Source organism: Sphingobacterium sp. FBM7-1 (assembly GCF_020687765.1).
Taxonomy (GTDB): Bacteria; Bacteroidota; Bacteroidia; order Sphingobacteriales; family Sphingobacteriaceae; genus Sphingobacterium.
This window is the reverse complement of sequence record NZ_JAJEWJ010000007.1, coordinates 152,092-178,777: the sequence shown is the minus strand read 5'-3', so window position 1 is coordinate 178,777 and position 26,686 is coordinate 152,092. Positions and strand designations below refer to the sequence as shown.

The following is a 26,686-nucleotide window of genomic DNA, read 5'->3' as shown; positions in this document are numbered from 1 at the left end:
ATTTTGTTTTATTTTTTATATGCTTTTACTTCTATATCTTTTGCCTTAAACACAGCTTTTGCAGGGCCGCTGGCTCCCTCCATTTGTAAATTGACAATAACATGGAAAGGTTTCCCTACAAAATCTGCAGTATGGGACGCCTTTAGTTCATCATCAATGTAGTATTGGAGTTCTACATTTTTATCATCTATTTTTCGCATGATTAAGGTATACCGATGCCATGTATTGTCGGCTGTCGCTAACGTTGTTTTTTCGGTTTGCCAATCCGTGTTTAGCCAATCTTTGCCCTTTACGGTATTCTGCCAATTGATATTGTCCCCTTTAAACTCCAAGATATCACTTTCAGGCGGCCAAGTTTCTGATCCTGTAATCCAGAATGCCGGCCAAGTACCTTTTTGAGTCGGAGCTTTGAAATAGCCTGTCAATTCCCATACAGGGTAATTGTCATTAACCTCTATTGCAGTTTTAGCATGAATTGCACCAGAATGGTAAACAATAGGTAAATGGGGATCTTTTGTACTTTTTCCGTCCGGCATTGTGAGGCGGTCTGCCGTGATATGCAGTTCGCCATTTTCAATTTTCACCTGCTCTTGCTTCATTCTTGCCGTTCCGTTGTGGTCTTCGCCCCAAGGATATAGATAGTTCCAATGTTGGCTAAAAGCCGATTGATCATTAAGCGAGCTCACGGGAATCACTGTTTTTGGCTTTGTCGTATATAGCTGCTCCTGTGCTTGAAGGGATAGTCCTTGACATATCAATACGGTCAGTGCAAAGGCAAAAGAAATCTTCTTTTTTTCTAATTGTATTCTCATTTTTATAATTGTTGCTCATGTTACTCCGCTATCTCACTTTTATCGGCTAGAAGGGGGAGGTTTATAACCGCGAGGTCAATTACAAAAATGGGGAAATACCCCTGTAAGCATAAGGGGTAAATCTGTAAAAAACAGGGGTGAATTAGTGTATTTCGGTATTGTATCGAAAAAATCACAGCGGATTCCTCTCATTCCACCACCGGCTATCCATGTCAAAATTTGTAGCATTGATACATGAAGCATATTGGTTAGTTTTGCTTAGACAGTTATAAATGCGATCCCTTTATAAACACAGATCGTTATGAAAAAAATTATTTTATACATGCTATTTGGTCTCGCTGCCATCTCCGCTCGTGCACACGAAGGCATTGGGCTAACACAAGATTATGGAAATGTGCGCGTTCTCTCCTACAAGGATAATGAAGTAGAAGCCTTTCGAAAAGCCTTTATCATCGGACAGCTGGTTGAGAAATTAGCCCATGAATTGAAATATAGTCATACAATCTATTTGGATTTCCGCCATAATATGTTTCGACAGGATAGCCTGCCGTCCGTCTATCATGTAGCATTTGAAACATTCAGCTACAGCGACGAAGAAGGTGAAATCTCGGAAAAACTGGTTGTCCGGCAATATGCAAACGATTATGATGCAAGCGATATATTAAAGCTTGTCGAATATGCTGTCGAACATAAATCGATCATTAAACAGCAACAAGCAGAAAAAGAAAACGCCATCAAATACGGAACACGTAAATTCCCGTCCATCGACGATAAAAAAATCCGTACTATACAAGAAGCCCCCACAAGCCCTATCGTCGAGAAGATCATGCACACCCGGATCGATCGACCGTTGTTTTCCGACGAAAGGCCGTCCGACATTACATATTATTGGCAGGAAGATCAATACCACATATACCGTCACCGATGGGGGCGTAAAGACGATGATCAACCCGATGTCGTTCTGTTAACCGTGCCATCTATCCAGCAATTCGCGACCCTGGACTTGGTCTTTCTAATTTTCGATACGCCGTCGTCTTTCTATTATCTCAATATCAATCACTACGATAAGGATACCCGTCTTAACAAGGTCTCCTCTCATCATATCATAGAAGATGTCGGAGAAATTGATTTTGGTAAAGAAGCTGCTGCTATATCCGACGGTGATGTCAGCATCTATTTCACACACGGTGCGATGGGCTGGGGAAAGAAAAGAGTGCTGCTTTATTTTTATGCGACAGAGACATTAATACAAAATGTATATGCAGCAGCTGGAGTCGAGTCCAGCAATCCGGGAAAGCAGCTTCGGGAAGCATATAACAATGCACTACCTGCCCAATAGAGGCATTAACACACGAATAAGATGAAACAGTTATTTCTTTTTATACTTTGCTCTATTTTCTCCCATTTCGCGACGGCGCATACGGGCATTGGAGTGACACAGCACTACGGAAATGTGATGGTACTTTCCTTCAAAAACTTTGAATTGGAGGAATTTCGAAAGGCCTTTATCATCGGGCAACTGGCAAAGAAGCTGGTAGATAAATTAAATTACACCGACTCTATTTACTTAGACTTTTACCACAACCATTACCAGATCGACAGCCTACCGTGTATATATCACCGGTATCGACCGACTGTGTGCACCCGGTCAGATATATAAAATAGGAGACGAAAAAATTGTCGTCCGCCAATTCGCCAATGAATACAATGTAGAGGAAACCTTAAAGCTGCTAGAATATGGTATAACGTACCGTAAACAGATCAAACAGGATCAACATATTAAAAACAACGCTACGATCTACTCCTCTTTAGTCCGCAGTTTCCTATCTATCAGCGATGCGGAAATCCAACAAATTTTGCAAAAGCCAAGCAGTACCGTCGTCAAAGAGGTGATGCAAAATCGTATAGACCGCCCTCAGTTTGAATATGATCATCAGCCATCAATAAGTTATTATTGGCAAAACGACATCTATTATCTATTCCGTCATCGCACGTCCATACAAAAAAAATTAACGGAAGCCATCATCATGGAACTTCCCCGGATACATACCTTCTATCCGCTTTATCCGATGACGGTCGTTTTTGAAAATTCGGAATCGTTCTATGTCATTCATCCAAATAACCGTGATCCCAAAACAGGTGCCTATCTCCCGTCTAAAAAACAGACGATTGCTTATATGAGCAATACCGACCAAGGAAAGAAAGTATCCGCCATTTCATCGGATGATGTAGCTATTTTTTTTCGGTATGGATATGTGGGATTCGGCAATAGCCCTGCCCGATTATTACTTTATCTGTCCCAAGCCGACACACTCATACAAGATGCCTATACATTAAACGATTCACTTTCTTCTCGCCCATCATACGATAAGCTTAGAAAAGCGGAAATACTGCCAAAAATACATGAGTATACAACAACGTGGAGAAAACAGTTGGACTTTATTAAAGAGCAAGGAAAAAACGATAAAAATATAAGGCTGCTTGGGCACACCGAGCTTGACCGGAACGATAGCATCTCTATATCGGATTTCGATGAGGCAAGACTATATCAGACGATCCCTCGTATCTGGACAGGTATTCCGGAATACTTCAAACGCTACCGAAATCCGGCGAAAGGCAGACACGCCTACATCCAAGAACACACCGAGGTGCTACGTCGACACCAAGCAATGAAAGACGATTTAAAATTGATCAAACTCCAATGGAGTTATAACGATCAAGTCTTTTATACATATGCTGTGGCGTCAACCTATTTTGATACACTTATATACGACGACATTATCTTGTACAATGACGGTCCCGGAGAATCGTATGTTATTCGGGATATGATCCGCTTTAGCAGACGGGATCGTTAAGCGATTGGCAACATTCGATATAACACGTGATGTCAAAATTTGTAGCATGGAAATTTGAAAATGATCAGTTACCTTTATCAGTAGCAACCAAAAATATAAACGTATATGAAAATATTAAAATTATCTCTATTAGGCATTATTTTGTTCGTTTTAGCATCTTGCTCAAATGATTTTCTAAACATAAATGATACAACAACGGAAAAACTCGAAAATATTTCTTTTAACACCTATAATGAACATTTTGAAGCTACATTAGAAATTAATTCAATGACCAGTAAACAAACACTTGAATTATGGGAGAGCATGAATATTGGTTTGGAAATTTCTCCAAAGAGTTCGGGGGGAGATCCCAATACGTATTCAGATCTTCGTTATCAGATTGTTAGAAGGGGTGAGTCTTTTACAACAACACCGGATAGTGGTCCAGAGATTCATCCCTGTCACAACAATAAAAATTGCCTTCGAAAACCCATGCAACCGGGAGAATGGGATATTCGGGCTATAATTGTGTATCCCGATACAAGTGAATTTGGAGCGCAGACCGTTTATTCAAACATCGTTGAAGTTGACGTCTTATATCCGGATATAGACAACATTTTAAGCCATCATGATATTAAAACCGCTATGGATAGTATATGGGATGCTTCCATAGACAATGCGGATTCAACCGGTCATCGGGAATTTGGTTTTGCGGCTTACGCCGTGGTAGACCACACCGGAACAGTAGAGTACGTAGCAAAAATGGCTCCTCCCGGAACAAAGGTATCTTGTCCTTCAAGAGCCAAGGTCAATGTGCCTTTTGACCCTGATTATCCGACCTATAATGCGAATGGTGGCTGGTTTGTAATTGCATGGTTTCATACCCATCCTCCTCATACATGGTGTGAAGGTTGTAGAGATACTGAACCTTCAGATGAAGATGAAGCAATAAGCAATGACAGAAAGATGCCAGGAGTTCTTTTAGATTTCCCCCAAAATGAAGTTTGTACTGATCACAGCGTAGATGTTGGTTATAAAGAAATAAAAATTGGCTCCGCAACAAGAAGGACATATACTGATTTTGGCAACATACCTTAGTGGGAGCGGACACATATATTTATAATTATAAAATAAAACTCATGAAAAAACTATTCATTCTATTATTGATAAGCTGTAGTATACAGGTTATGGCACAGGAAACTCAGCGTAATGACAAAAACCAAAACAACGAAGATCATTACAATAACCCTGAATATGCCCCAATGGGCAGACTATACGCGGCCCACTTCGATGCCTATTTATATGTATTGACTCCCGAACGTAGAAAAGATTTTTTGAACTGGTACTATCAAGGCAACAAGAACTTGGTGGAAAGACGTGAACAGTTATTTGAAGATAGACTCCGAGAAGTAGAAGCGATGACACAAGCGCAACGAGACTCGATCATGAAGATCCCGCCAACTGAAGAAAGAAAGTCAATTACCAACGTGAAATTAATGAATATGGAGGAGCAGATTTTTAGTGAACACATGTTTGTTGCTCCAAAGGAAATCGTTCATTTATTCAGGGGATACCCGGTATACGTGGTATCTACAAAAGGAAAGCTTCCGAACAGTGAGGTAGAGACAAGCAGTATAGCAATATACTTCCAAAAGACAATGAATTGGCTCTATAGCAGCGTGATCATGACAACGCACTAATTGTTCAACACGAGGTCGTTCCAAGCTGATTAGTTCAAATAGCAGAGGAAGCTAAGCGATATATTTCTGCGAAAATAGCCTCCATAGCGTATTGCTGACTAACGCCAATGTCAAAATTTGTAGCATTGATACATGAAACCTAATGGTTAACTTTGGATAGACGATTATAAACTCCCTTAAAAAAAGATAGCTATGAAACAGTTACTCATCTTTATACTTTCATTTATTTCAATACTATCCTTTGCAGTTTCGAGAGGAGATATCCAAACACAAGATTACGGGAATATACGCGTATTATCTGCAAGCAACTATGATTTTGAAGAATTTAGAAAAGCGTTTATCATCGGACAGTTAGCGAAAAAACTGGTCGATGAACTGCAATACATCGATTCGGTCTATCTGGATTTCTATCATAATCATTATCAGTTAGACGACTTTACTCCTATCTATCACGTTGGTGTTCAGCAAATAGGAGAGAAAGGCAGAAACAGTATAACTGGTGAAGAAAAAATTGTTATCCGACAATATGCGTATCAATACGATTTTGAAGGAATGTTAAAGCTATTGGAGTATGCTATCGAAAATAAAACACAGATCAAGCAACAACAAAGCATCAAAAGAAACGCCAGTGCTCATGGCACACGCAGCTTTCTTTCTATTAACGACAAAGTTATTAAAGAAGTATTACAAAAACCGATTAGCGAAATCTTAAATATAACATTGCAAACCCGAGTTGACCGGCCTGTACTCACCAAAGAGCTTAAACCATCAGCAGGAACAATCGATTATTACTGGCAGAACAATATGTATTACGTCTTTCATAACACACCTCTCCGAGGGGAAAAAGAAAATAAAGATATAACGATTATGAAACTGACAAATATTTATACTTTCCATTCCTTATATCCAATGACGGTCGTGTTCGACAATTCCGAGTCGTTCTATTGTATCCATCCGAATCGTCGTGACAAAGAGACCTCGGCCTATATTCCATCCCGTAAACAAACCATTGAAGCGATGACACAGATTGACAGAGGAAAAAAAATAGAGGCCATCTCTCACAACGATATTTCTATTTTCTTTCAATATAATTACGGTGTCATTGGCACCTCTTTTCTCAGGCGATTATTGTTATACTTCTCGGAGGCAGACACGCTGATACAAGATGCCTACGCCTTCAACAACATTGTAGAAGATTCTATTTGGCGCAAAGCTTCCCATGCTGAGATCAGGGAAATGGAAAAGAAACCGGAAGTCTACGATCTAACTACTTGGAAGAAACAATTGAATTTTATCAAAGAGTACCAAACATCAGGAACAAATAACAGAATTAAAAAACCTGAACTTATTTCCTATACAGCAGTTGATGACAATGAGGTTATCGATATCAAAGATTTTCTAGGAGAAGGATGGGAACAAACTATTGAACGTATCCGGAAAAACATTCCTGAAAGCCTTATGCAGCGGATGCGTCCGAGAGCTAATGCAGAAGCCTATTATAAACGTAAAACAGAAATCCTACGTCAATACCAACGTCCAGAAAATGATTTAAAACTATTGAAATTAACCTGGACGGTAGATGATGAACCTTTTCATACCTATGCCGTGATATCGGAATTTCATGACAGTGTGATATACGATGATATTATTTCATATCTAAGTAATTTTCCAATCAATATAGTTCGGGGCTCGTTTCGGTATAATGAATGGCAATTGTATCCGTATTTGTGATTCACTCCAACACCGGGTATCCGCCATTCACACTATCCTCATCCATTCGCCAACGTCTGAAGGGAAAACCGAATTTGCCCGTCCAAGCATTGAGTCGATCGACAAAGCTTGCTGCTTTCATAATATCATCAGGCATCTGTTCGAAAACTTTCGGCGATCGAATGAGATACATATCTTTCTGCACCTCCGTTTCAAAATCACGCATGTTTCTGGGCAATCGCTGTGCTTCCAATTTTACGACCACCGTGGAGGAATCACTCCAATAACAACTATCTCCTCTCCTGTCCAATAGATACACGCTCCGTCGCCAATTCCATCCATAATGACCAATTAATCCATCCACATGCACAGGATACTGGCCCGAAAGTTTTCCCGCATTATAGCAATTGGCAAAGTAAGTACCCTTTCTCATCGAAATCCTAAAAAAACGCAACAAACTATCAATCGGTGTGTTTCTGTCGGTTATACCCTCTTCTGAATAATCCAGTTCCCCGCTTGACGTGCCGATTTCCGCTTCATCGATGGCAAAAGAGTCCCCTCCCGAACTTGCCGTATCGATTATGCTTTTACCGACATCCGCAAAAGATCCGGCGATTCCACCGATCATATCTTCGCCGGTTATCCCTCCCGTATTGTAATTGTTAGCAAAAGTATCCTGCGTACTGCGTAACCTATCCGCACGTTTTTCCACATCCCGCACAATTCCTCTATCCAATTCATAACCCTCTTCCAACCTCCTTAAATCATACAATGCACCGTCCAAAAGTGCTCCCACAATGCCGCCTACGCGTTCATGTCGGCCACGCACATCTCCCTGATTGGAGCAATTGTAAAACGATCCCCACATAAAACTCCCGGTGATGCCCCCTACCCGTCGTTGACCGTATATGTCGCCCAAGTTCGCACAATTGATAATTCGATTGTATTCCTCCGCCTTGCCTACAATACCCCCTATCATGTGCCCCGCACCTCTTATCGTTCCTCCAAAAGTACATCCACTGATCTCGCTCTTATAACCTATCATTCCAGCGATACCGCCTACATGATCGTGTGCTCGGAGGTAGGACGCCATCACCTGCACATTCCGTATGCGCCCGTTCAGCACTAGACCAAACAATCCTTGGTAGTAGCTTTCCATACCACGACTGATATATAGCCCATATACCGTATGTCCCTGTCCATCGAATGTTCCACAAAAAGGTCTATCTTCTTTTCCGATTGGCATCCACTGCGCATCACCAGACGGTGGATTCTGCTCCCAATCTTTCCATCCTGTTGTATCATTCAAAAAAATATCGTTTGCCAAGCGTACCTCCTGTTTATGGAAATCAATTCCCGAATTGACCAGTTCGGCAAAACCCCGTAATTGTGCTACTGAATGAAGCTCAAATACGGAGTCTCGTGTATTGTACCAGTGTACTTCCACAGGGTCTTGTTGCCTTCCGTACAACGTGTTTCCACTTGACAACGTAATATGCCCTAATAAGCAACTACACAACAGCAAAAGTCGTTTAAGTATACACATCATTCATTAATCTTTACATCTTCATCCTTAACTGCCATCTCCACAATCTCTCTGACCATTTCGCCTTTTTCCGAAATCCCTTCCACAATAATGGAATATGTTCCCGGTTCATCCGTCGTATAAAATGAAAACCGTGCTACGCCGTTTGCATCGGGTTTCAATGCTGGATTCCAATAAACGGTTTCCCGTTGGTCAGGTGCCGGATCTTCTTTCTTTTCCGGTGTGTCGTAGATGGGGTAATAGAATTCTACCGGGGGTTGATATCCCATCGGGAACACCGTGCTACGGGGAGCATAGCCGGAAAAGCGTGGAATAAATCGCTCTCCGAAATTGCGGGTATCAAATCCCTCGCGCGTCACGATGTGTAAAGCCGGCATACCATCCTCTTTTGAATACAGATCAAACAAACCTCGCAATCCGTCGCGTTTGCCCATCGGCAGACCAGCCAGGCGGTTAAGTGTCGTTGCCGTAACAAACGGCAAAAATACAATCTCTTCCAAATCGGAAAGCTTGAGCTCATAAAGTACATTCGAATGATATGGCATCGGTTCGCCGTTAACAAATAGCGCAACGCGGTCTTTGTTGCTGTAGATAAAATTGTCTGGCTCACTATCCACACGGCCTAAGGGCGCTCCCGCTGAAATCCGCAACCCCATGTGCTTTAAAAGCCCTGTCATATCGTGGTAGGGTAGGCGTCCTACCTCTCTGAGCGTGAATTGCATGTACTCCGTACTACCCCAATAAGGCGGATACACCTGCACCGGCTTGATCAGGAAATCCCGACCACGGCGGGTAACCAGCGGAACTGTATCCAATAGGTCTTCCGGTATCCCGATGTATTCAGACAAAGGGTCTTGCAGCACATCATTGTCTACCGAAACCTCCTCAATCTGGTTCAACTGGATATAACGATCGCCTTCTGGAAAGTACTCCCCTTTCTTTATCGCAGAGATATGGAACCCCGCACCATCCGCATATTCCAGACTATCAAAAACAAACGTCCGTTTATTATCCGTCCGGACATCGTTTCGGTACGCGTTGTTCGTGCCCCGGATACGCACCGCATAATCCTTGCTCCAGTCGAATACCGATACCGCCTTTACCTGACCGGTGATCTGCATAAACTGTTCGGGATTCCGTTTGGGCTTGGCAATATGGCCTTTCAGAACAGCCGGGAGGTCGTAGCGTCGCCAACCCTTCACCAATAGGAGCAAATCCAACGCCTCCTTCGAAAGGTGGTCATCCCGTAGGTAGAACGAGGGGTTCTCGATGGTGCCCCGAAGCTCGGAAGAAAGCAGAAGTGTCGCCAAGATAGAATGTGCCGTGTCGGTCATTCCCGTCGCCTTGTCCGTTACCGCTACCGAGAAATCTCCTGAAAGCGGATCGCCACTGCGGCTTTGTAGAGACACAACCGCTTCTACCTTATCCCTTTTTTCAAAAATATCTTTGTTCAAAGACAGCTGTGCCATACCTATCTCATCTTCTCGGCTACTGAATACCAAGCGTTCCGCCAGGGGGTTCGATTGCCCGTCCAACAATAGGAACTGTACCACACCGGAAGGGAACAACCGCTTATCGAAGATATAGCGCTTGCGGCTCTCTTGCCAAGGAGCGAAGTATAGTACCGCGCCCCGTACATGCGCGAGCAACGCGATATCTGATTGGTCGATCTGTGCTGCAGCCTGTAGGCTCACGATATAGGTGCTATCGGTCGTTTCCACCTGTATGCCGATCCCGTCGGTCAAAGCAGCAGGCAAAGCCGTTTCGTTCACCGTTCCAAATCTATCCTTACTGCGTACGCGATAAGCCCTGCCGGCTTCGGGTGTAAAGATAAATGAACCTAATCCAGCATAAACGGTATTCGCCTTAACCACTACATTGTCACTATCGTCCAGCACCTCTACAGTGACGTCCTTGTCGTGTCCGGTCTGGCTTTTCGCACGGAAGCCAACCCGGCAAGCGATCCCTTCCAGCAGGTATCCTCCTTCCGGATAGCATGTGACGGCAAAGTCTGCCCTGTCGGTTGCTAGCGGGATGTATTTCCGATAACGGTCGTTGTTGACGTCCGTCACCTCCAACAGCATACTTCGGTTATCGCTTCGCTCACGAGATCGAAAAGCTGGCTGTAGCCTGTTCTGTACGATCGGTACACCAGCTGTAGCTCCGTTGGACAAGGTGGCCGTTGCGCCACCGATTTGTATTGGGCTAGACGAGAAACTATCCCACAGATGTAATGAAAGTGTCGATTTAGACTGCCCTAGTGGCGTCTGTGCCTGTACATCAAAAGCCTCCCAGGCAGGTGGCACAATGGTAATAGAGCGGCTAAAGAAATGACGTAGGCTGTCCGATGCCATATAGGCCGTGTAGGCGCGCAACAGGTAGTTCCCTGCCGGAAGCTCGTCATTTAATACTAGGTATCCTGCCATCGTCGTCGTATCGGTATCCCGTATTTTCGTCGTGCTCACCACCTCGTCAAAGGGATTGACCAGTTCCGTGTAGATATACCGACTAAAATGAATAGGTGTATGGAATGTACTATGTACCATATAGGCACGGAAACGTATACTGTCGCCGGGGTAATAGGTCGAGCGATCCAGGTGCAAGTGTATTTTTTCCTGCGGATAGGTCGTTAGCTGCTTGGCCATGCCCTGTAGTGTTGATTCCAATAAGACAGGATCGCCCATTTGGGCATGGAGCTGCACATTGCAATAAACGAACAACGCTATAAGTAAAATCAGTGTCTTTCTCATGGCTACTCTCCTTCGGGTTCAAAAACAGGGTAACCCCCATTGATATTTTCATAATCTGGTCGCCAATGGTGAAAAGTCCGTCCCTGCTCTTCCACCCATGTATTGAGCTTAGCTACGAATTCTTCAGAACGCATCTTATCATCTTTCACCTCTCCAAAACCCTTCGGCGGGCGAACCGAATAGATTTCTTGCAAGTTATCAAAAGAACGTATATTACGGGGTAATTGTGCCGTTTCTACTTTGGCTACTACGACCGAGGAATCACTCCAATACGAATTGGCCTGGCGCTCATCCAACAAATGAACAGCTGTTTGCCAATCCCAGTCGTAATGTCCAATGAGGCCATCGGTATTTACTGCAAAACGGCTTTTGATCTGTCCCGTATTGTAACAATTGGAAAAATAACGCCCTTTTATTGTCGCGGCACGTATATTATTCGCCGCAAGCTGTCTAAATCCTAAGATGTCCCATACATCCGTCTTTTTTTCATCTTCTACAGGATCCCTATCTACAAATTTTAAAAATGATCCGGCAAGACCCCCGATTTTATACTCTCCTTCCACCGTTCCGGTATTGTAATTATTGGCAAAGGTATAACGTAGTTCTTTTGCCGTTACCTTACGTCGTTTTTCCACTACACGCACTACACCTTTTGCCCATTCCCAATTATTTGTATCCCTTTCTCCAAACTGCCCACCAAGCACCATACCTACCAAACCGCCGACATACTCATGCCGTGCTTTAATATACCCCCGGTTAAAGCAATTATATAATTCTCCATATTCAAAACTACCGGCAATACCGCCCACCCTACGCTGCCCCTGAATATCTCCCATATTACCACAGTCAATAATCCGGTTATACTCCTCTGCTTTACCCACGATACCGCCTACCATATGGCCACGCCCAATAATTTTGCCGTGAGAAGTACAACCTCTGATCTCACTGGTATAGCCGATCATCCCGGCGATACCGCCAATATGATCATGCGCACGGATATGGAAAGATTGGAGATGCACATGTTGTATATGACCATCCAATACTAATCCGAAGAAGCCCTGATAATAGCTTTCCATTCCTTTGTTGATATACAATCCAAATATCGTATATCCCTTCCCGTCAAATGTACCCGAAAAAGGGTTATCCTCTTTACCAATTGGTATCCACGGCTCCAAATGTCCCGAAGCATCGTGTTCCCAGTCTCTCCATCCGGTAGTATCGTTGAGGAAAATATCGTTTGCCAAACGCACCTCCTGTTGATAAAAATCAATGCCCAAATTGACCAGTTCGGCCAATCCTCGTAATTGTGCCGCGGTTCGCAGCTCGAAAACAGAATCTTGGGTGTTGTACCAGTGTACTTCTACAGGGTCTTGTTGTCTTTCGGGCAAAGTGGCTTTTGTTCCGCTCTCGCCGCAGACAGCGACGTGGCAGATTAAGCAACAGATTAGAAGTAGGAAAAACGGCTTGGGCATATATAGCTATTTATATTGTTCACGTACGAATAGCTCATCCCAGATATAATACCGCTGTTCCTCTCCCTCGAAATTGAAATATTTTACAATACGGTATTTTTTGCCCTCCTCATAAAACCATTTAAAAATCGGATCAAAAGAAAATGAGTGCTCCCCTTGAGAACCCGGTAGCCGATTGAGTCCGATCAAATCAAAAGCACGTATAACCGTCACCGAATCATTCGTCGCGCGAGGCACAGGCCCCTCCATCTTTTCCCACCTCTTTCCAGACACAAACTCTTCTTCCATAAACGGTGTTCCATATTCAATGGTCTCGTTACTGTTATTTATCATCTGGTATCGAATCGTACGTGTCGTATCTATCGGTAGATATAAAGTATCTATGATTTTGAATTGAATATCCCCGCGGGTATATTCGATCGGTTCGGGTCGCTCTTGCGCCCATAAGGAGAAGGAAAACACCGATAAAATGAGATAGATAAGTGTTTGCTTCATTTTGCAGTTCTTTTACAAAGTTTGACAATCATCCAATACAACCAAAAAGGCTATAGATACCAACACAATAAGTGATAGTAGTGTCCATAAAGTAAATCCTAAAGCTGGTTCCATAGTATGTGTATTTTATATTTATAATTTCTGTTAACTAAAAACAAACTTAAACACAATGTTTCAGGTTTCCATGCTACAAATTTTGACATCAGCGATTCCTTATTGCATAAATATTGAACGCGTTATTATAATTGGTCTTCACCGGCTTTTTCAAGACAAGTATAGCGGGAGGAACTAATAATAGTGTCGTTACGATATAAGTAACTACCAAATGAGGGCATGATTTTTTTCGGTATCATTTCTGAGGCAAGCCAGTAGGGTTTTTCAGCTTCCGAATAATTTCTCCAATTGAAATAATTATTTGCTAGCAACATTTAAATATCATAGTCGTTCAATCGTTTCATACGTCGTTTACTTACTTTCCGTCTCTATCCTAATTTTTCTTATCTCATAGATAATATCTCCTTTTTCGGTGATTCCTTCAATCACCGCTGTATAGGTAGCCGGTTTATCCGATGTGTAAAAAGAAAAAGAAGCCTTTCCTGTCGAATCGGTCTGTATATCGGGCTTCCAGTGGATCGTCGGGCGAAAAGCCGGTGCTTCTTCATCGTTTTCCGATTCCCTTTCGTATAGCGGAGAATAGAATTCGGCGGGCTGTTGGTACCCCAATGGAAAAATAGAAACCACACCTGCCTTCTCGTCATTCACGGTTGTGGATCCCGCCAAAAGGGTAGTTGGATTTGCCCATCTTATCTGCCGAAGGTCGTAGGAATCCTTGGTCACAATATCCAAAAATGGTGTCGTATAGCCAAATGTCATGTCACGGTTCATATTATCGATATCATTTAGATAGGTGAGTTCCGCAGCTGGCACGAACGTAAGCTGTTGAATACTTTCCACATGAATGTTGTCCAATAATAGACCGACGTTTAAGTTATATCGATAATCTATATAAACGGCCGCACGTTCTTGCTGGTAATTGAGCTGCAGAACATACCCCCGTTCATCCATGACTACATCCAGGCCCAGCGAGGTCAGCAGATCATACATATCCCGATATCTTCTCTTGGCCAGGTCCCGTCCGTCTAATTGGACATAATCGGCAGAGCCCAGGTAGGACGCCCTGACCTCTACGGAAGGAATATAAAAACGCTTCTCTCCGCCGGTATAGCCAGTCCAAAAATTATCCAAACCGTCACTATCCCCTTCTATCGGCCTTTCCGCAAAACGCGGCTGCGGAAAAGACGGGGCCGGAGCGGGATATACCTCTTCCTCCATGACGACCGGCAGGCGACGGGTTCCTTTTCTATCATTCTCCATCCCCACGATTTCAAGCCCTACTCCCTCGGGGAACTCCACGTCATCAAAACTGAAATGACCCTGTCCGTCCGTTACCATCTCTTTGCTGTATTCCATTCTCTGGTCAAAGACGGTGACCTTTCCTTGTTTGCCCCGGTTGAATATCCCACCGGATTGCACCTGTCCGGATATCCTGACCCCTCTTTCCGGCGTATCTGCCGGATGCTTCAGCTTTCCGGCCAGCACAGCAGACAGGTCATACCGCCGCCAGCCCTGCGTGAGCAGGAGTAGATCCAGTGCCCGTGCGGCTCGCGTACCGTCCGTGCGCAGATAGAAAGACGGATCGTCGATAGGTCCTTTAAGTTCCGAGGTCAACAACAGTGTTGCATTGATGTGAAATGCCGTGTCCGCTATCTGCATCGCCGAATCTGTGATAGCCACCGATAGGTTTGCTTTAAACGGATTCCCTAAACTATCCGAAACCCCCAGGTCTACAGTCACCTTTTCATGTGAACCATACACTTCCCTGTCCGTTACCCAGACAAAATCCAGGGCAGGCTCCTTGCTGGAAAAGCTAAGTCTTTCGCTCATTACCTGAAAGCTCTCATCTAACAACAGAAACTGGATAACTCCCGGTGGAAATAACGCTTTGTCGAACACCATCGGAAGATTTTCCGTTTCCACGGCGCCGGCATATACGGGAGCCCCGCGCACCTGGGCTATCAGGTACAGCGCAGCACGGGGCGCGTCCGATGCCCCGTTCACCCACACCGCTATGCTGTCCGTTCCGCTTTTTACCCGCAGCCCGTAGATATCTGCCCGCACTTCCGGCAGCTCGACCGTCTTCTCCAGTCCCTCCGCGCTGGTACACCTCGCCCTATAGCGTTGACCTACTTGTGGTGTCAAGTCAAAAGAGCCCATCCCGCGGCATAAAGTAGAATCCACCAGAAGCACCTTTCCATCCTCGTCCAGCAGTTCCACACGGACCGTAGCATCGCCACCGCTGATATCCTGAGCCTTAAAGGCTATACGGTTCGCCACACCCGAAACCAGGTATCCGCCTTCCGGATAGAATCCCACCCGAAAGTCTTCTTTCCCTGAAGTGAGGGCGTAATACCGGCGGTATCCATATCCTTCCCTATCCGTCATATCAAACAGTACCGACCGGTTACCGGCTATCTCTGCTGGTGTAAAAGCTACCTTCATGCGCTTGCCCGACAGGTCAGTGTTTTTTACCCGGCCGTCCTTCAGCTGCAAACGGCTCTCGACGGGAGTCGGGAGTTGCGATCCTAATCCCGTCATCTGCAGATCGTAGGTCGTCTGTCCGCTTCTCTCTATCGTGGCAGAACTTTCCACATCCAACTCGTTCCAGGCCGCAGTCTTGATATCAATTGCCCGACGGGAAAGATATCCCTCCCCCTGCGATAACATGTACCGGCTGTATGTGCGCAGACCATAACGGCCTTCCGCCACGTCATCCGGTACTGCCAGGTATCCGCTATATATCCCCACCGAATCCACTCGGATCCGTACGCGCGCCAGCAGCGAGTCCTGCGGGTTCCATAATTCGGCATATATATAACGGCTCTGGTAGCGGGGTGTGTGAAAGGTCGCATGTACAGGATAGGCCTTGAACCAGATGGTATCGCCCGGCGTATAGATAGATCTGTCGACATGCAGGTGTATCTTTTCCTGCGGATAGACCCTGAGCTGTTCAGCCATTTTATCCAGAAGCTGTTCTGTTCCCATATCTATTTCCTGTGCAGACAGGAGGGCTGTCTGGGTTATAAAAAGTACCAACAATAAAAATCTCTTCATCCCATATTCATTATGAATGATGTAACCGATTACTCTCTAAATACCGGATAGCCTCCATTGATACCCGTTTCATCGGGCATCCAGTCCTTATATTGTGGATGTTCCCGGGCAAACCCGTTCAGCAGCTCTACGAACTCGGCGGAAAGCATCTCCGCCTCTTCCAGATCCTTGATGTTTTCCGGAGAGCGTATTTCAGTACTACTGTACAACGCAACCGAGAGCTTTCTGCTTTTCGGCAACGGTATTTCAGCTTTTTTCACATAGCAAGGCCCGCTGTTCTCCTCGATAGTTTTCGCGAGGTTAGGTACTTCACCCCATATTCGCCCTGTTGCATATTGTCCGATCAAGTGATCAGTCGCCAGCGTGTAACGATCTACCACGGTGCCGGCGCTGTAGCAGTTTGAAAAGGTTAGCTTATCTAACGTGTTGCCATAACCAACTATTTTCCTTCTTGGGTGCCTGGAAAAATAACCGACCATTCCACCCGCGCCCAAACGGCTCACGATCGCTCCGGTATTGTAGCAGTTTGCCAGGGTATCCACCGTTTTCCGTACCGAGATAGTTTTAAACACGCCGATTATGCCGCCCACGTCCTGACTGCCGCTGACCGCACCACGGTTAAAGCAGTTGTAGATCGTGACTCCGTCATATTTCCCGTCAAAAAAGCCCATCGTGCTATAATGGCCTATAATCCCGCCCACATCACATTTACCCGTTACCGGCCCTGTATTGGAACAGCCGACCACCCGCGTCCCGCCCTGCGATACACCGGCTATCCCGCCTATATGGTTACGCTCACCGATAACGATCCCTGTGTTGTGGCAGTTGGAAAGCTCACTCTTTTCATATCCTATTGTCCCCACAAGGGCTCCGACATAGTGATAGGCCTTAATAAAGGAGGCGGCAATTGTTGTGTTCTTTATTGTTCCGTCCTCGACGATCCCGAAAAGCCCTTGATGAAAGCCTTCGGTGCCCACATGGATATAAAGCCCATAAATGGTATGGCCCTGCCCGTCAAATGATCCTTTAAACGAAGCCATCCGATTGCCAATGGGAATCCATTGCTCTAGCCCCGCCGCCGCATGATGCTCCCACTGATCCCATCCCGTCGTATCGTTCAGGAAGATATCATTTTCTAGGCGTACTTCACGCCCCGAAAAATCATCCCCCGCATTTACCTGGCAGGAAAAGTTCTTTAACTCTTCCGCACTCGAGATGTACAGGACACTGTCTACGACCGACCTACCGTAACCCAGGGGCATTGATCCTATAAAAAGTAGAATGAAAATGGATATAAAGGTTAAGTGTCTCATAATTCTAGTACTCCTGTTTCAGTATATTGTTTCATTTTATACTTGATCAAATGACTATTGGCGTTATGTATCTTCATAGGTTTGTCTATGATATGCAACGCCAACGTTTGTGCCTCTTCATATCGTGCTGTTTCATTGTAGATAATGACTAAATGATATAAAGGTAAAAAGGTGCTGGGGCGCATATAACGCGCATTTTGAGCATACTCTTCCGCCACCACATAATTTCCCAAGTTTAAGTAGTTATCAGCCATATACGTTTGTATCTGGCTATTATCGACATGTTGCGTACATTTTTCAAATATCTGAATGCTCTTTCTATAATCCCCGGATTGGTTCAACCTAGCTCCATAGTTAAACAAAAATGATTCCTTTTCAAAACCTCTTTTCAATAGATTTTCATACTTTGAAATAACGTCATCAACCTCGCTAAACTTCATCGATCCTTCCCTTATCTTACCCCACTCCCTATCATTTTTCATCAAACCGATGGTATTGTACAACAAAAACAAACCGGCAAATGCAAGCCCTATCGAAAGTATAGGTTTAGCCACCAATCGGGACAAAAAGATCCTCGGTTCGGGATTATATAACGACAGACAGATCCACAGGTTGATAGTCATTATAATGATGAGAGTGGTGTACTGGAAAGGATAAGAAAAAAAACCGAATATCAATACGCCCAATGTAGAAAAAAAAGCATATTTTTTCTGCTTAAAACCGACACGAACAGATTTCATAAGAAGAGCCAATAAGAAAAGAAAAGCAACAAAACCAATGATGCCATATTTAACGATAATGTCCAGATATTCATTAAAAGGGTGGGTTACATCATCAGCCAAATTTGCATAGGGAGATTCGGGTTTATCTTTTAAATATGCCGCTTGGTAAAACATGTATCTGGTTTTAAATCCACTTGTTCCATATCCTAATAACGGTTTTTCTAAAACCATGTTTATACTACATTTCCATATCAGTAATCTTCCATTAGCTGAATCCTTCTTTATTTGGTAGAGTATGAAAATAAACGTCAAGAGACCAATCAAGCAAGTAATTCCTACTGCTAATTTTTTAAAACTAGAAAATCGTAGGAGCTTATCCCTGCATCCGTAAATCAAATAAAGTACTACCAATGTAGATGCGGAAAATATACCTGACCTAGAGCCAGACAGATATATTGCCACAACGGCAATTAAGAGGCCAATTATACCCATGAATTTCATGACCTTTTTCTGTACCGTTAATAAATGAATGGAAAACGGTATTATCGCAACTTGTACAACGGCGAATCCTGCAGCATTATCAAAGTGCCCTATTGCTCCCGTTAAGTTGGTATGAAACGTAACAATCCCATATAAACCTTCAAAAATAGCATACAATACTAATCCTATAGATATGGGAATATGATTTTTTATTCCAATTCTTTTCAAGAACAGAAAAACACAAAACATCAATCCTACTAAATAGATATTTTGAATTGATTTGTTCTGGAAGAATACGAGCCCTACCCCTAGAAGAAAAAGAAAAAAAATTAGTTCATTTTTTGTAAACGAATTAGCATAGTTATTCACATACACACTAAACAATAAAGAACAAACAACTAATAACAGTGAAAGCTGTGTCGACACAGAATGCCCTAGATTATAACATAATGAAGAAAGAGATAGTATTATAACCGTAATTATTACTATAAGCCACACCACCTGCTTATTCGCTTGTATATTTAACATGGTTATAATACTATCAAGATTTTTTCCGCAAAAGATGTATTCCCACTTATAGAATATCTCTCATATTAATTCGTACTACCTTCTAAAAGCCAAACGACAGTTCCTACTTGTTGGTGCCCGAAAGTACAATACATATGTTCTTCATGTATATGCATACCGTTATCAAAACTATTTAACCAAGGAACTGACCCTGCGCCGGAGCTTTTAGAATTTAGTTCGTATGCTAGATCAACAGCAATATTATAAGACGCCTGAAAAGGTAATTCGTTTGCCACAAGCTCTCCCGTATAGCGTTGTAAGCCAACATCCCACGCGTCCAACAGGTTAGGTAATCTCCCTTTCGATAAGTAAACATCCATAATATTCAAACCGGTCAAAGATACCCCATTTAAACCATCGTAAGGAATAGTATATGGATACTCCGGATTAATGATTACTGATTTCAGTCCAACTTTATTTTTAGTATCTACGAACTGAATAACATTTTTTTTGACCTCTACAGGCATAAAACCCTCTTCGATCATTTGCGCAAGATACTCATTTCTTTCCTTCAATCTTTCCTGATAATAATCAAACAATTCCTGGTCCAGTCCTATTTCCGATCCCGATTTAATATCCAGAGTGAATTGTCCATCTTGAAAAGACAGTTTCTCGTCAACAACTTTATCAAACTTTTTTAATGTTTCAACCTGTGCTTTAGTAGGTTTATTTCGATTGCCTAATGATTGAACCTGTGGAGCATCTGGGAAATATTCATGTTCATTTTGGCAACTGTAAAATAAACCACCGAACATTAAACTTCCAACAAATAGAAATAAAATAATTTTTTTTGTTACTTTCATGATGTTAACTAATTTTAATATGTTAATAGAATTTTTTGTTGTCATTTTTTTAAAACCTCACCACATTCGTTTCCCGCTCCGCTTTTTCCTTTTCCTCCAGTTTCTTCAACAGCTCGGGACGGTTATCCAGGACATCCCGCTGTGCAAACTCGTTCTTTTTGCTCCGCTCAATGGCAACCCATTCATCGCGCACCTGCAGGCGCAGTCGATAGTCGAATAGTTCCTGATGAACGCCTGCACTATCTTGAGCCATTACCAACCCATATTCCCGTAGCTTTTCATAATCTCTCTGGGCATTCTCCTCCGCACTTTTCCGGTTCCGGATCTGGAGATAATTGTCAATCTGAAGGGTGTTCAACACCTTTACAAGTTCCGTCTTTTCGAACTGCCACCTGTCAAATCGTTCGTCGCTGTCGTCTGCTTTGAGGTATCTCGCCCTAAACTCTCCCTCCTGTACTTTTCGGTACATCGAAACAAGAGAATTGATCTGTGCGTTGGTAAGATCCAAACTCTTCCGGTGAAAAAGAATATTCAACGGCCAAGACCAAGGATGGAGATTCCGATGCCCGTCGTACAGGATGGTGATAGCCGGCTGGTGGCAGGCCATCGAATCCCGATATCGATCGTACAGTTTATTTTCTTTCTTGAAGCTGTAATATGCCAGTCCCCCTGCACGCTGATATTCGAATGGGTAAAGCAGTTGGTAAACTTTTGCACTATCATCCATGGTCATCAGTTCAGCATCCCGAAGTCTGTCCATAAGCTCGTCCACAGTCCGCTCTACGCCCGGAACAGAAGACAGATAGAAGTATTCCCGAAATTGCTCTTCCGAAAGGAAATGGGCTAAGCCTTCATTTTCCGCACTGTCCACGTTAAATTCCCCGCTCCTTGCCGATTCTTCGATCTCCGCCACATCTGCCAATAAGTCCAACACTTGATCCTTGCTCAGTTTCAGTTCTTCCGCATGCCGGTCGGCCATTCTCCTCAGTTTCAACGCGAGCGGATAATTCCGTAGCTCTTCATCTTCGTGAAGGGAAAGGATATACCGGTTAAAATCTTCGGGTTCCAACAGTTCCCTGATCTCGTCATAATCGACCGTATAGTATTTGGCAAAAACCACAGGGTCTTCGCCACGCTCTTTCGCTTGGTTCGCCATCCTGTCCTTCTCCTGAAAATACTCCGCCAGTTTACGTTGCCGTTCCACAGGCAATGCCACCCGTGAAGTTATGCTGTAGACCCGGGATATGACCGCGGCCGGATAGGCCTTCAGTACGCCGCTGTCCATTACCGACTCTGCCCTTCCTTTTGCGAAGTACGCCACTCCTATTATGATGCAGGCAGCCAATAAAACGATATAACCATATTTCTTTCTCATATATTCTGCTTTTGTATTTACCACCAATGCCTTGTCCCGTCATCCATGATCATAAACGGGCGCTCCTTACGTTCCGAGTACTCCGGCACCAGCAACATCAGTGCGTTGCGCGGTACATTGTCAAATTGCAATACCCTTTCATTTTCAGGAGCTATCTTCTCCGCCACAAGCCGCCACTGCGTATCCCAGTAGAACAGTTCATAGCGTTTGCCCGGACGGAAGATCAGATACCGGTCCTGTTCGTGTATCTCGATTGTCCTTGTATGCACGGTATCCGGCCGGAGCAACAGCTCGTTGTTAAAGCCGTTTACTGTCGGGTAGCCGACCGGCACCAGTTTCCCATCCCGGAAATGTGCCGGCATGACCACGGTTCCCCTTGGCATATCGGTAAACGTGACACGCCCACTGTCCGGTCTTCCCCACCACATAGGGTGCCAGTGACCACCGCTGAACATGCACGCGTACACCACGGATGTATCCTGCACGTTGCCAAACAGTTCAGTCTGTATATCTCGCACCGGCCAGTACTCCGCCGTAGCGTCCACATAGTTCTTCGTCCGCAGAAAGTTATAGGGAATAAGATCTTCATCCAGCGTGGATGCCAGTGCGCCCGGCTGCGCAGAGTAGGTCTGCCGGATAACCTTTGCAGGCTCTCTCGGTAGCTCGTGGTCTACCACGGTACCGGTCGTCACGTCTAAGTGCACGGGCTGCATATCCTTGTCAAAGACCGTGTTCATAAAATGTGCGCCCATAGACGTAGCCCATAGGGGCACGATGTCGTAGGCCACGGGGATGCCCTGCGAACGGAAAGCAAACACCTCCAATGCAGCCACATCCTCACAGGCGCCCTTCTCCCGGAAAAGTAGGTGGTTAGGTCCCAGTCGCGGAAGCGGTTCGTCACGGGTTTCTTTACCGAACGTGAAGGTAAACCAGTCGTTATAATCGATGCCTGCGTATGCCAACACTGTTTTTAGCGGTTTGTTCCGAAGGCTGTCGGTCATCCAGTGGTACCGCTCGTGATATGCCTCCTGCCAGTCCTGCAACGGTTCGATCGTCGCCCGGTAAGGTAGCACATATTCGCAGAAATCTTCAAAGGGGATGTCTTTTGCATAAGACGACCGCCAGCTCTTGAAAACGTGGTCGATGTGGTCGATCAGGTAGGTTCCACTGATGGTTTCCAGATCTCTATAGAGGGTATCCTGTTTAAGCAGTGTCCCTTTTTTCTCACGGAGCTTGTCCATCCCAGCTACTGCACTCGGAAAATCCGGGTAGGCAAACTCATCAAAATCTATCCGTCTGCCCTCCCTATCTTTCCAATAATAATCCGCCGAGTAATGGTTGTCCATATTTTCCAGTAGAAAATACAGTGCCTGCAACTTTAGGGTGTCATCCTGCGCCTGAAAATGCGTAACCGCCTTTTCCAGTTCCTGCCGATTGTCTCCTGCCTGCTCTATTGCCCGTTGGACGGAGAAAGGAACATCGTCGATAATAACCTGCCTGTGGCAAGATGTCGTCAAAAACAATAAAAAGACTAGAATACTGAATATGTATAACCTCAAAATCAAACGAAGGTAGTTAGCGGTATGATGTCAAAAACGTTTGACAAAAAACCGGTTTATAAAACTGTTCGTTGCAAAACTACTCCCTTCCACTTGAATTAATGAGGGGTATATTCGTATAAAAAGAGGGAGAAAAACATATTAGGCTGTAATACAGGACTCACAAGACCATCGTCAGCTTTTGCCTCATCAACGTCAGGGATATCAGAGCGTTCAAGGTTGAGGACTGGTCTGACTTCACCAGCTATTTCCTAGAAGAGGATTGATTTATACCTGTAAACTCAATTTCACCGCCAGCTCATCCCAGATATAATATTTCTGATCTTCTCCCTTGAACTTAAAGTATTTCACAACGCGATATCGCTTTTTACAAATCCTCCGGAGCACCATACTCATCTTGGAAAAACACCAAAGAACTGTCAATTACAGTATTCTTAAACAATTCTTCATATTCTTTGTCCATTTGCTTAACATCTACTATAATTCGATTATTTATGTCATCTCTTGCATAGAGATCAATGTTTTTCATAATAATGCCCTTTGGATTTTCTCGCATATAGGCGTTTATTTTATCCATAATCTCATTTAACGCATTCAGTGAATATTTTACGGTTCTTATGGATACATAATCACTGTTTGCATAATCACGATAGGAATCGATATTAGCCATACTATCCGTGATTAATATAACCAATCTCCCTTCATCATCTTTATAAGCACCTGCGTAAGATTCCGGATAGATTTTATCCGGGCGGGAGCGTTTACCTGTGCTAGGAGCATCATCGAAAGAGTCGAGCAACTGTTCGTAAATTTTTGAAGAATACTTTCGATTCCGTTTAAGCGTTTCAGAACGACCAAGGATCTCGTTGTCCCAAAACGCTTCTTTCACCAGCAGTTCGTCCGTGATATAATACCTTTGGTCTTCTCCTTCAAAATTAAAATATTTGACCATGCGGTATCGCTTTTCGGGTTGATAGGTCAGAAAATCCGACCCGATAAACTCAATCAATAACCTTCGTTTAGCTTCCTCTCCATTTTGAGCCGCCGGAAACGTAAACAAAGAAGTACTTTTTCTACGTTCAGCGTCCATTCGCTCCCAACCTTTTCCTGGCACAAATACCTCTCTTCCCATTTTCCGTCCATACCGAATCGTTTTCGGATTACGGCTAATCATTTCATAACCTATATAAGTCCGACCAGTATCCGAAGGGACGTACAGGGTATCCAATATATTGAAAAAAATATCACCTCGGGTATACGCTATAGTATCTGTTTTTTCCAGACAGAATCCAGAAACAGAAAACAGCAGTATAGCCAGATAAATCAATACATCTTTCATTTTGCAGTCCCTTTATAAAGTTTTACAATTACCCATACAATCAACATAACGATTGCCACCATGACAGTAAATGATAATATTGTCCATAAAGTCAATCCTAGAGCAGGTTCCGTAATACGCGTATTTTTTATTTATAATTCCTGTTAACTAAAAACAAACTTAAACACAATGTTTCAGGTTTCAATGCTACAAATTCTGACATGGACATTAAGCTATTCTGTCCCTCTTACACTAACTGCCCTGGTCTCATAGATAATATCTCCTTTTCCGGTTATTCCTTCGATGACAATGGTATAGGTCGCCGGTTCTTCTGCTGTATAGAAAGAGAAAGCAGCCTTGCCGGTAGAGTCTGTTTGTATATCCGTTTTCCAGAAAACTGTAGCACGAAAATCCTGTAAATCATTATCGACTGCTGACTTACTATCATATAACGGAACATACAATTCTGCAGGTTGCTGATGACCCAACGGAAAAATAGAGACTACTCCCGATTTCTCATCCTGTATCTTCTTTCCCCCGGCTATAAGTGTAATCGGATTTGCCCATCGTAACTGCCAGAGATCGTATGAATCTTTCATAACGATATCTAAAAATGGGATCGTATCGCCAAATGTGGTATCACGGCTCATAATGTTAATATCAAATATATCGTTTATATACATAAATTCCGCATCCGGCACGAACGTAAGCTGTTGGATCCTCTCTCTACACGTATATATTTAACAGTAGTCCGGGATCTACATAATTTCTATAATCTATATGGACATGCACATGCTCTTTGTCATAATTAAGCCACCGGGCATATCCTCGCTCATTCATAACCATATCTAGGCCCAGCGACGTCAGCAGGTCATACATATCCCGATATCTGCGCTTCGCCCGTTCTCGCTCACACAATCGGACATAATCGGTACACAATGGAAAAAAAAGAATGTACCTAGTAAGAGCTCAAAACGTGCAATTGCTAAAAGCGCTTAACTACACCCATGCGCATTTAATTCTGAAAAGACTTCAAAGCTACTCGTGACGTGAAAGCTAATCTAAAATCTCAAAAATTATTATCCGAAATCGTTCGCCCTAAAAGCTTAAATTCTTTCCGCCGCTGTTTCGCACCGATCAAAGTATAAGCAAGTGCCCCAAGAAGAGGTTGGACCAATACCAACAGAAACCAAAATACTCGATATCTACTTGACAAATTTCTATTTATGGCGATCTTGTAGAGACAATAAAGCGCAAATCCATGAACTAATACATTGACTAATAGTGCCAAACCGTCCATCTGCAAATTCGTAATATTATGTAATAAATTCATATATAAAAGTTTTATTCTAAGAAATTATAGGCCTAGCGCATTGCCATTCCAGATTAAAGTTATTACTTTATTTTAATAAAAACAACTTAAATATAATGTCTTGTACATGAATTATCATTTGTGTTTCAATTCCAAATAGACCTTAGGTGACTGTGGCATTTAGATATAGCTTTTGTCTGAAAAGGATAATCTAAAGCATCCCCTTTTCGATAACTGTTAGCTTCGCCTCCACAATAGATTTCATAATTTCTATTTCTCTGGACGGCACCTTAGGCTTCCGAGACAAAAAACGGTGAATAAGATCACTCATTTTTTCTTTTTGATTGGTCATTTCGTACAATTTGATCAATTGAAATGATGGCATGAATTTCTTCGGTATCATTTCTCCCGCAAGTTTGTAATGCTTCTCGGCTTCGGAATAATTCGTTAAATTAAAATAATTATTTGCCTGGAGCATTTGGACGTCATAATCGTTCAACTTATCCATACATTCGCTCAATATATATAAACTTTTTTCGTATTGTTCTAAATAGTTCAGTTCTGATGCATAGTTATACAGAAAATAAGGGTTGTTATTCCATCTTCGATAGATATTATCATACGTTAAAACAACCTCGTCATTATTTCCCTGTTTTGCGAACTCATAGCAACGACCCCATTTATATTCGTAAAACGCATCTTTGCCAACCATCAAAGAAACAAACAACAAAAGAACCGCAACAAACG

Annotated in this window: 21 protein-coding genes; 6 read left to right on the top strand and 15 right to left on the bottom strand. The window is 43.4% G+C overall.

Going from position 1 to position 26,686, the window contains the following annotated elements; genetic code table 11:
• Positions 1-8: 8 nt before the first annotated feature.
• The gene (locus LKO28_RS12690) at positions 9-812 is read right to left on the bottom strand and encodes a family 16 glycosylhydrolase (RefSeq protein WP_227695286.1); all 804 of its coding nucleotides are present in this window, start codon (positions 810-812) and stop codon (positions 9-11) included.
• A gap of 301 nt (positions 813-1,113) precedes the next feature.
• Between LKO28_RS12690 and LKO28_RS12685 the strand changes: the two genes are divergently transcribed.
• From LKO28_RS12685 to LKO28_RS12660, 6 genes are all read left to right on the top strand, one after another.
• Positions 1,114-2,151 (top strand): hypothetical protein, encoded by a 1,038-nt coding sequence (locus tag LKO28_RS12685; RefSeq protein ID WP_227695284.1) that lies wholly within the window; start codon positions 1,114-1,116, stop codon positions 2,149-2,151.
• Positions 2,152-2,172: 21 nt separating this feature from the next.
• Entirely contained in the window at positions 2,173-2,472 is a 300-nt protein-coding gene (locus LKO28_RS12680) for a hypothetical protein (protein WP_227695283.1), read from the top strand.
• Positions 2,473-2,668: 196 nt separating this feature from the next.
• Positions 2,669-3,667: a hypothetical protein gene (locus LKO28_RS12675; protein ID WP_227695282.1), complete on the top strand. Its 999-nt coding sequence runs from the start codon at positions 2,669-2,671 to the stop codon at positions 3,665-3,667.
• Positions 3,668-3,772: 105 nt separating this feature from the next.
• On the top strand, positions 3,773-4,744 hold the full coding sequence (locus LKO28_RS12670) for a hypothetical protein (protein ID WP_227695281.1): 972 nt from the start codon (positions 3,773-3,775) through the stop codon (positions 4,742-4,744).
• Positions 4,745-4,785: 41 nt separating this feature from the next.
• On the top strand, positions 4,786-5,346 hold the full coding sequence (locus tag LKO28_RS12665; protein ID WP_227695280.1) for a hypothetical protein: 561 nt from the start codon (positions 4,786-4,788) through the stop codon (positions 5,344-5,346).
• Between the two features lie 192 nt (positions 5,347-5,538).
• Positions 5,539-7,077: a hypothetical protein gene (locus LKO28_RS12660; RefSeq protein ID WP_227695279.1), complete on the top strand. Its 1,539-nt coding sequence runs from the start codon at positions 5,539-5,541 to the stop codon at positions 7,075-7,077.
• A gap of 1 nt (position 7,078) precedes the next feature.
• Here the strand turns inward: LKO28_RS12660 and LKO28_RS12655 are convergent, their stop codons facing one another.
• The 14 genes from LKO28_RS12655 to LKO28_RS12590 form a co-directional block, all read right to left on the bottom strand.
• Positions 7,079-8,605 (bottom strand): hypothetical protein, encoded by a 1,527-nt coding sequence (locus tag LKO28_RS12655; protein ID WP_227695278.1) that lies wholly within the window; start codon positions 8,603-8,605, stop codon positions 7,079-7,081.
• A complete protein-coding gene (locus tag LKO28_RS12650) occupies positions 8,602-11,352 on the bottom strand; it encodes a hypothetical protein (RefSeq protein WP_227695277.1) in 2,751 nt (916 codons plus the stop codon). Before LKO28_RS12650 ends, LKO28_RS12655 begins: the two co-directional genes overlap by 4 nt.
• A gap of 2 nt (positions 11,353-11,354) precedes the next feature.
• The gene (locus LKO28_RS12645) at positions 11,355-12,824 is read right to left on the bottom strand and encodes a hypothetical protein (RefSeq protein ID WP_227695276.1); all 1,470 of its coding nucleotides are present in this window, start codon (positions 12,822-12,824) and stop codon (positions 11,355-11,357) included.
• A gap of 6 nt (positions 12,825-12,830) precedes the next feature.
• Positions 12,831-13,319, bottom strand: a complete 489-nt coding sequence (locus LKO28_RS12640) for an immunoglobulin-like domain-containing protein (protein WP_227695275.1) — start codon at positions 13,317-13,319, stop codon at positions 12,831-12,833.
• 465 nt (positions 13,320-13,784) lie between these two features.
• Positions 13,785-16,490, bottom strand: a complete 2,706-nt coding sequence (locus LKO28_RS12635) for an MG2 domain-containing protein (protein WP_227695274.1) — start codon at positions 16,488-16,490, stop codon at positions 13,785-13,787.
• A 29-nt stretch (positions 16,491-16,519) separates the two neighbouring features.
• Entirely contained in the window at positions 16,520-17,803 is a 1,284-nt protein-coding gene (locus tag LKO28_RS12630) for a hypothetical protein (protein WP_227695273.1), read from the bottom strand.
• On the bottom strand, positions 17,800-19,533 hold the full coding sequence (locus LKO28_RS12625; RefSeq protein WP_227695272.1) for an O-antigen ligase family protein: 1,734 nt from the start codon (positions 19,531-19,533) through the stop codon (positions 17,800-17,802). The genes LKO28_RS12630 and LKO28_RS12625 overlap by 4 nt, the downstream gene beginning before the upstream one ends.
• A gap of 65 nt (positions 19,534-19,598) precedes the next feature.
• Entirely contained in the window at positions 19,599-20,375 is a 777-nt protein-coding gene (locus tag LKO28_RS12620; protein ID WP_227695271.1) for a hypothetical protein, read from the bottom strand.
• Positions 20,376-20,424: 49 nt separating this feature from the next.
• Positions 20,425-21,750 (bottom strand): hypothetical protein, encoded by a 1,326-nt coding sequence (locus LKO28_RS12615; protein WP_227695270.1) that lies wholly within the window; start codon positions 21,748-21,750, stop codon positions 20,425-20,427.
• Between the two features lie 17 nt (positions 21,751-21,767).
• Complete coding sequence (locus LKO28_RS12610; RefSeq protein ID WP_227695268.1) at positions 21,768-23,309, bottom strand: hypothetical protein; 1,542 nt, start codon at positions 23,307-23,309, stop codon at positions 21,768-21,770.
• Positions 23,310-23,676: 367 nt separating this feature from the next.
• Positions 23,677-24,648, bottom strand: coding sequence for a hypothetical protein (locus LKO28_RS12605; protein WP_227695267.1), 972 nt, complete (start codon positions 24,646-24,648; stop codon positions 23,677-23,679).
• A 212-nt stretch (positions 24,649-24,860) separates the two neighbouring features.
• The gene (locus LKO28_RS12600; RefSeq protein WP_227695266.1) at positions 24,861-25,277 is read right to left on the bottom strand and encodes a hypothetical protein; all 417 of its coding nucleotides are present in this window, start codon (positions 25,275-25,277) and stop codon (positions 24,861-24,863) included.
• Positions 25,278-25,696: 419 nt separating this feature from the next.
• A complete protein-coding gene (locus LKO28_RS15595; RefSeq protein WP_227695312.1) occupies positions 25,697-25,927 on the bottom strand; it encodes a PLDc N-terminal domain-containing protein in 231 nt (76 codons plus the stop codon).
• Positions 25,928-26,150: 223 nt separating this feature from the next.
• A complete protein-coding gene (locus LKO28_RS12590; protein WP_227695265.1) occupies positions 26,151-26,651 on the bottom strand; it encodes a hypothetical protein in 501 nt (166 codons plus the stop codon).
• Positions 26,652-26,686: the final 35 nt, after the last annotated feature.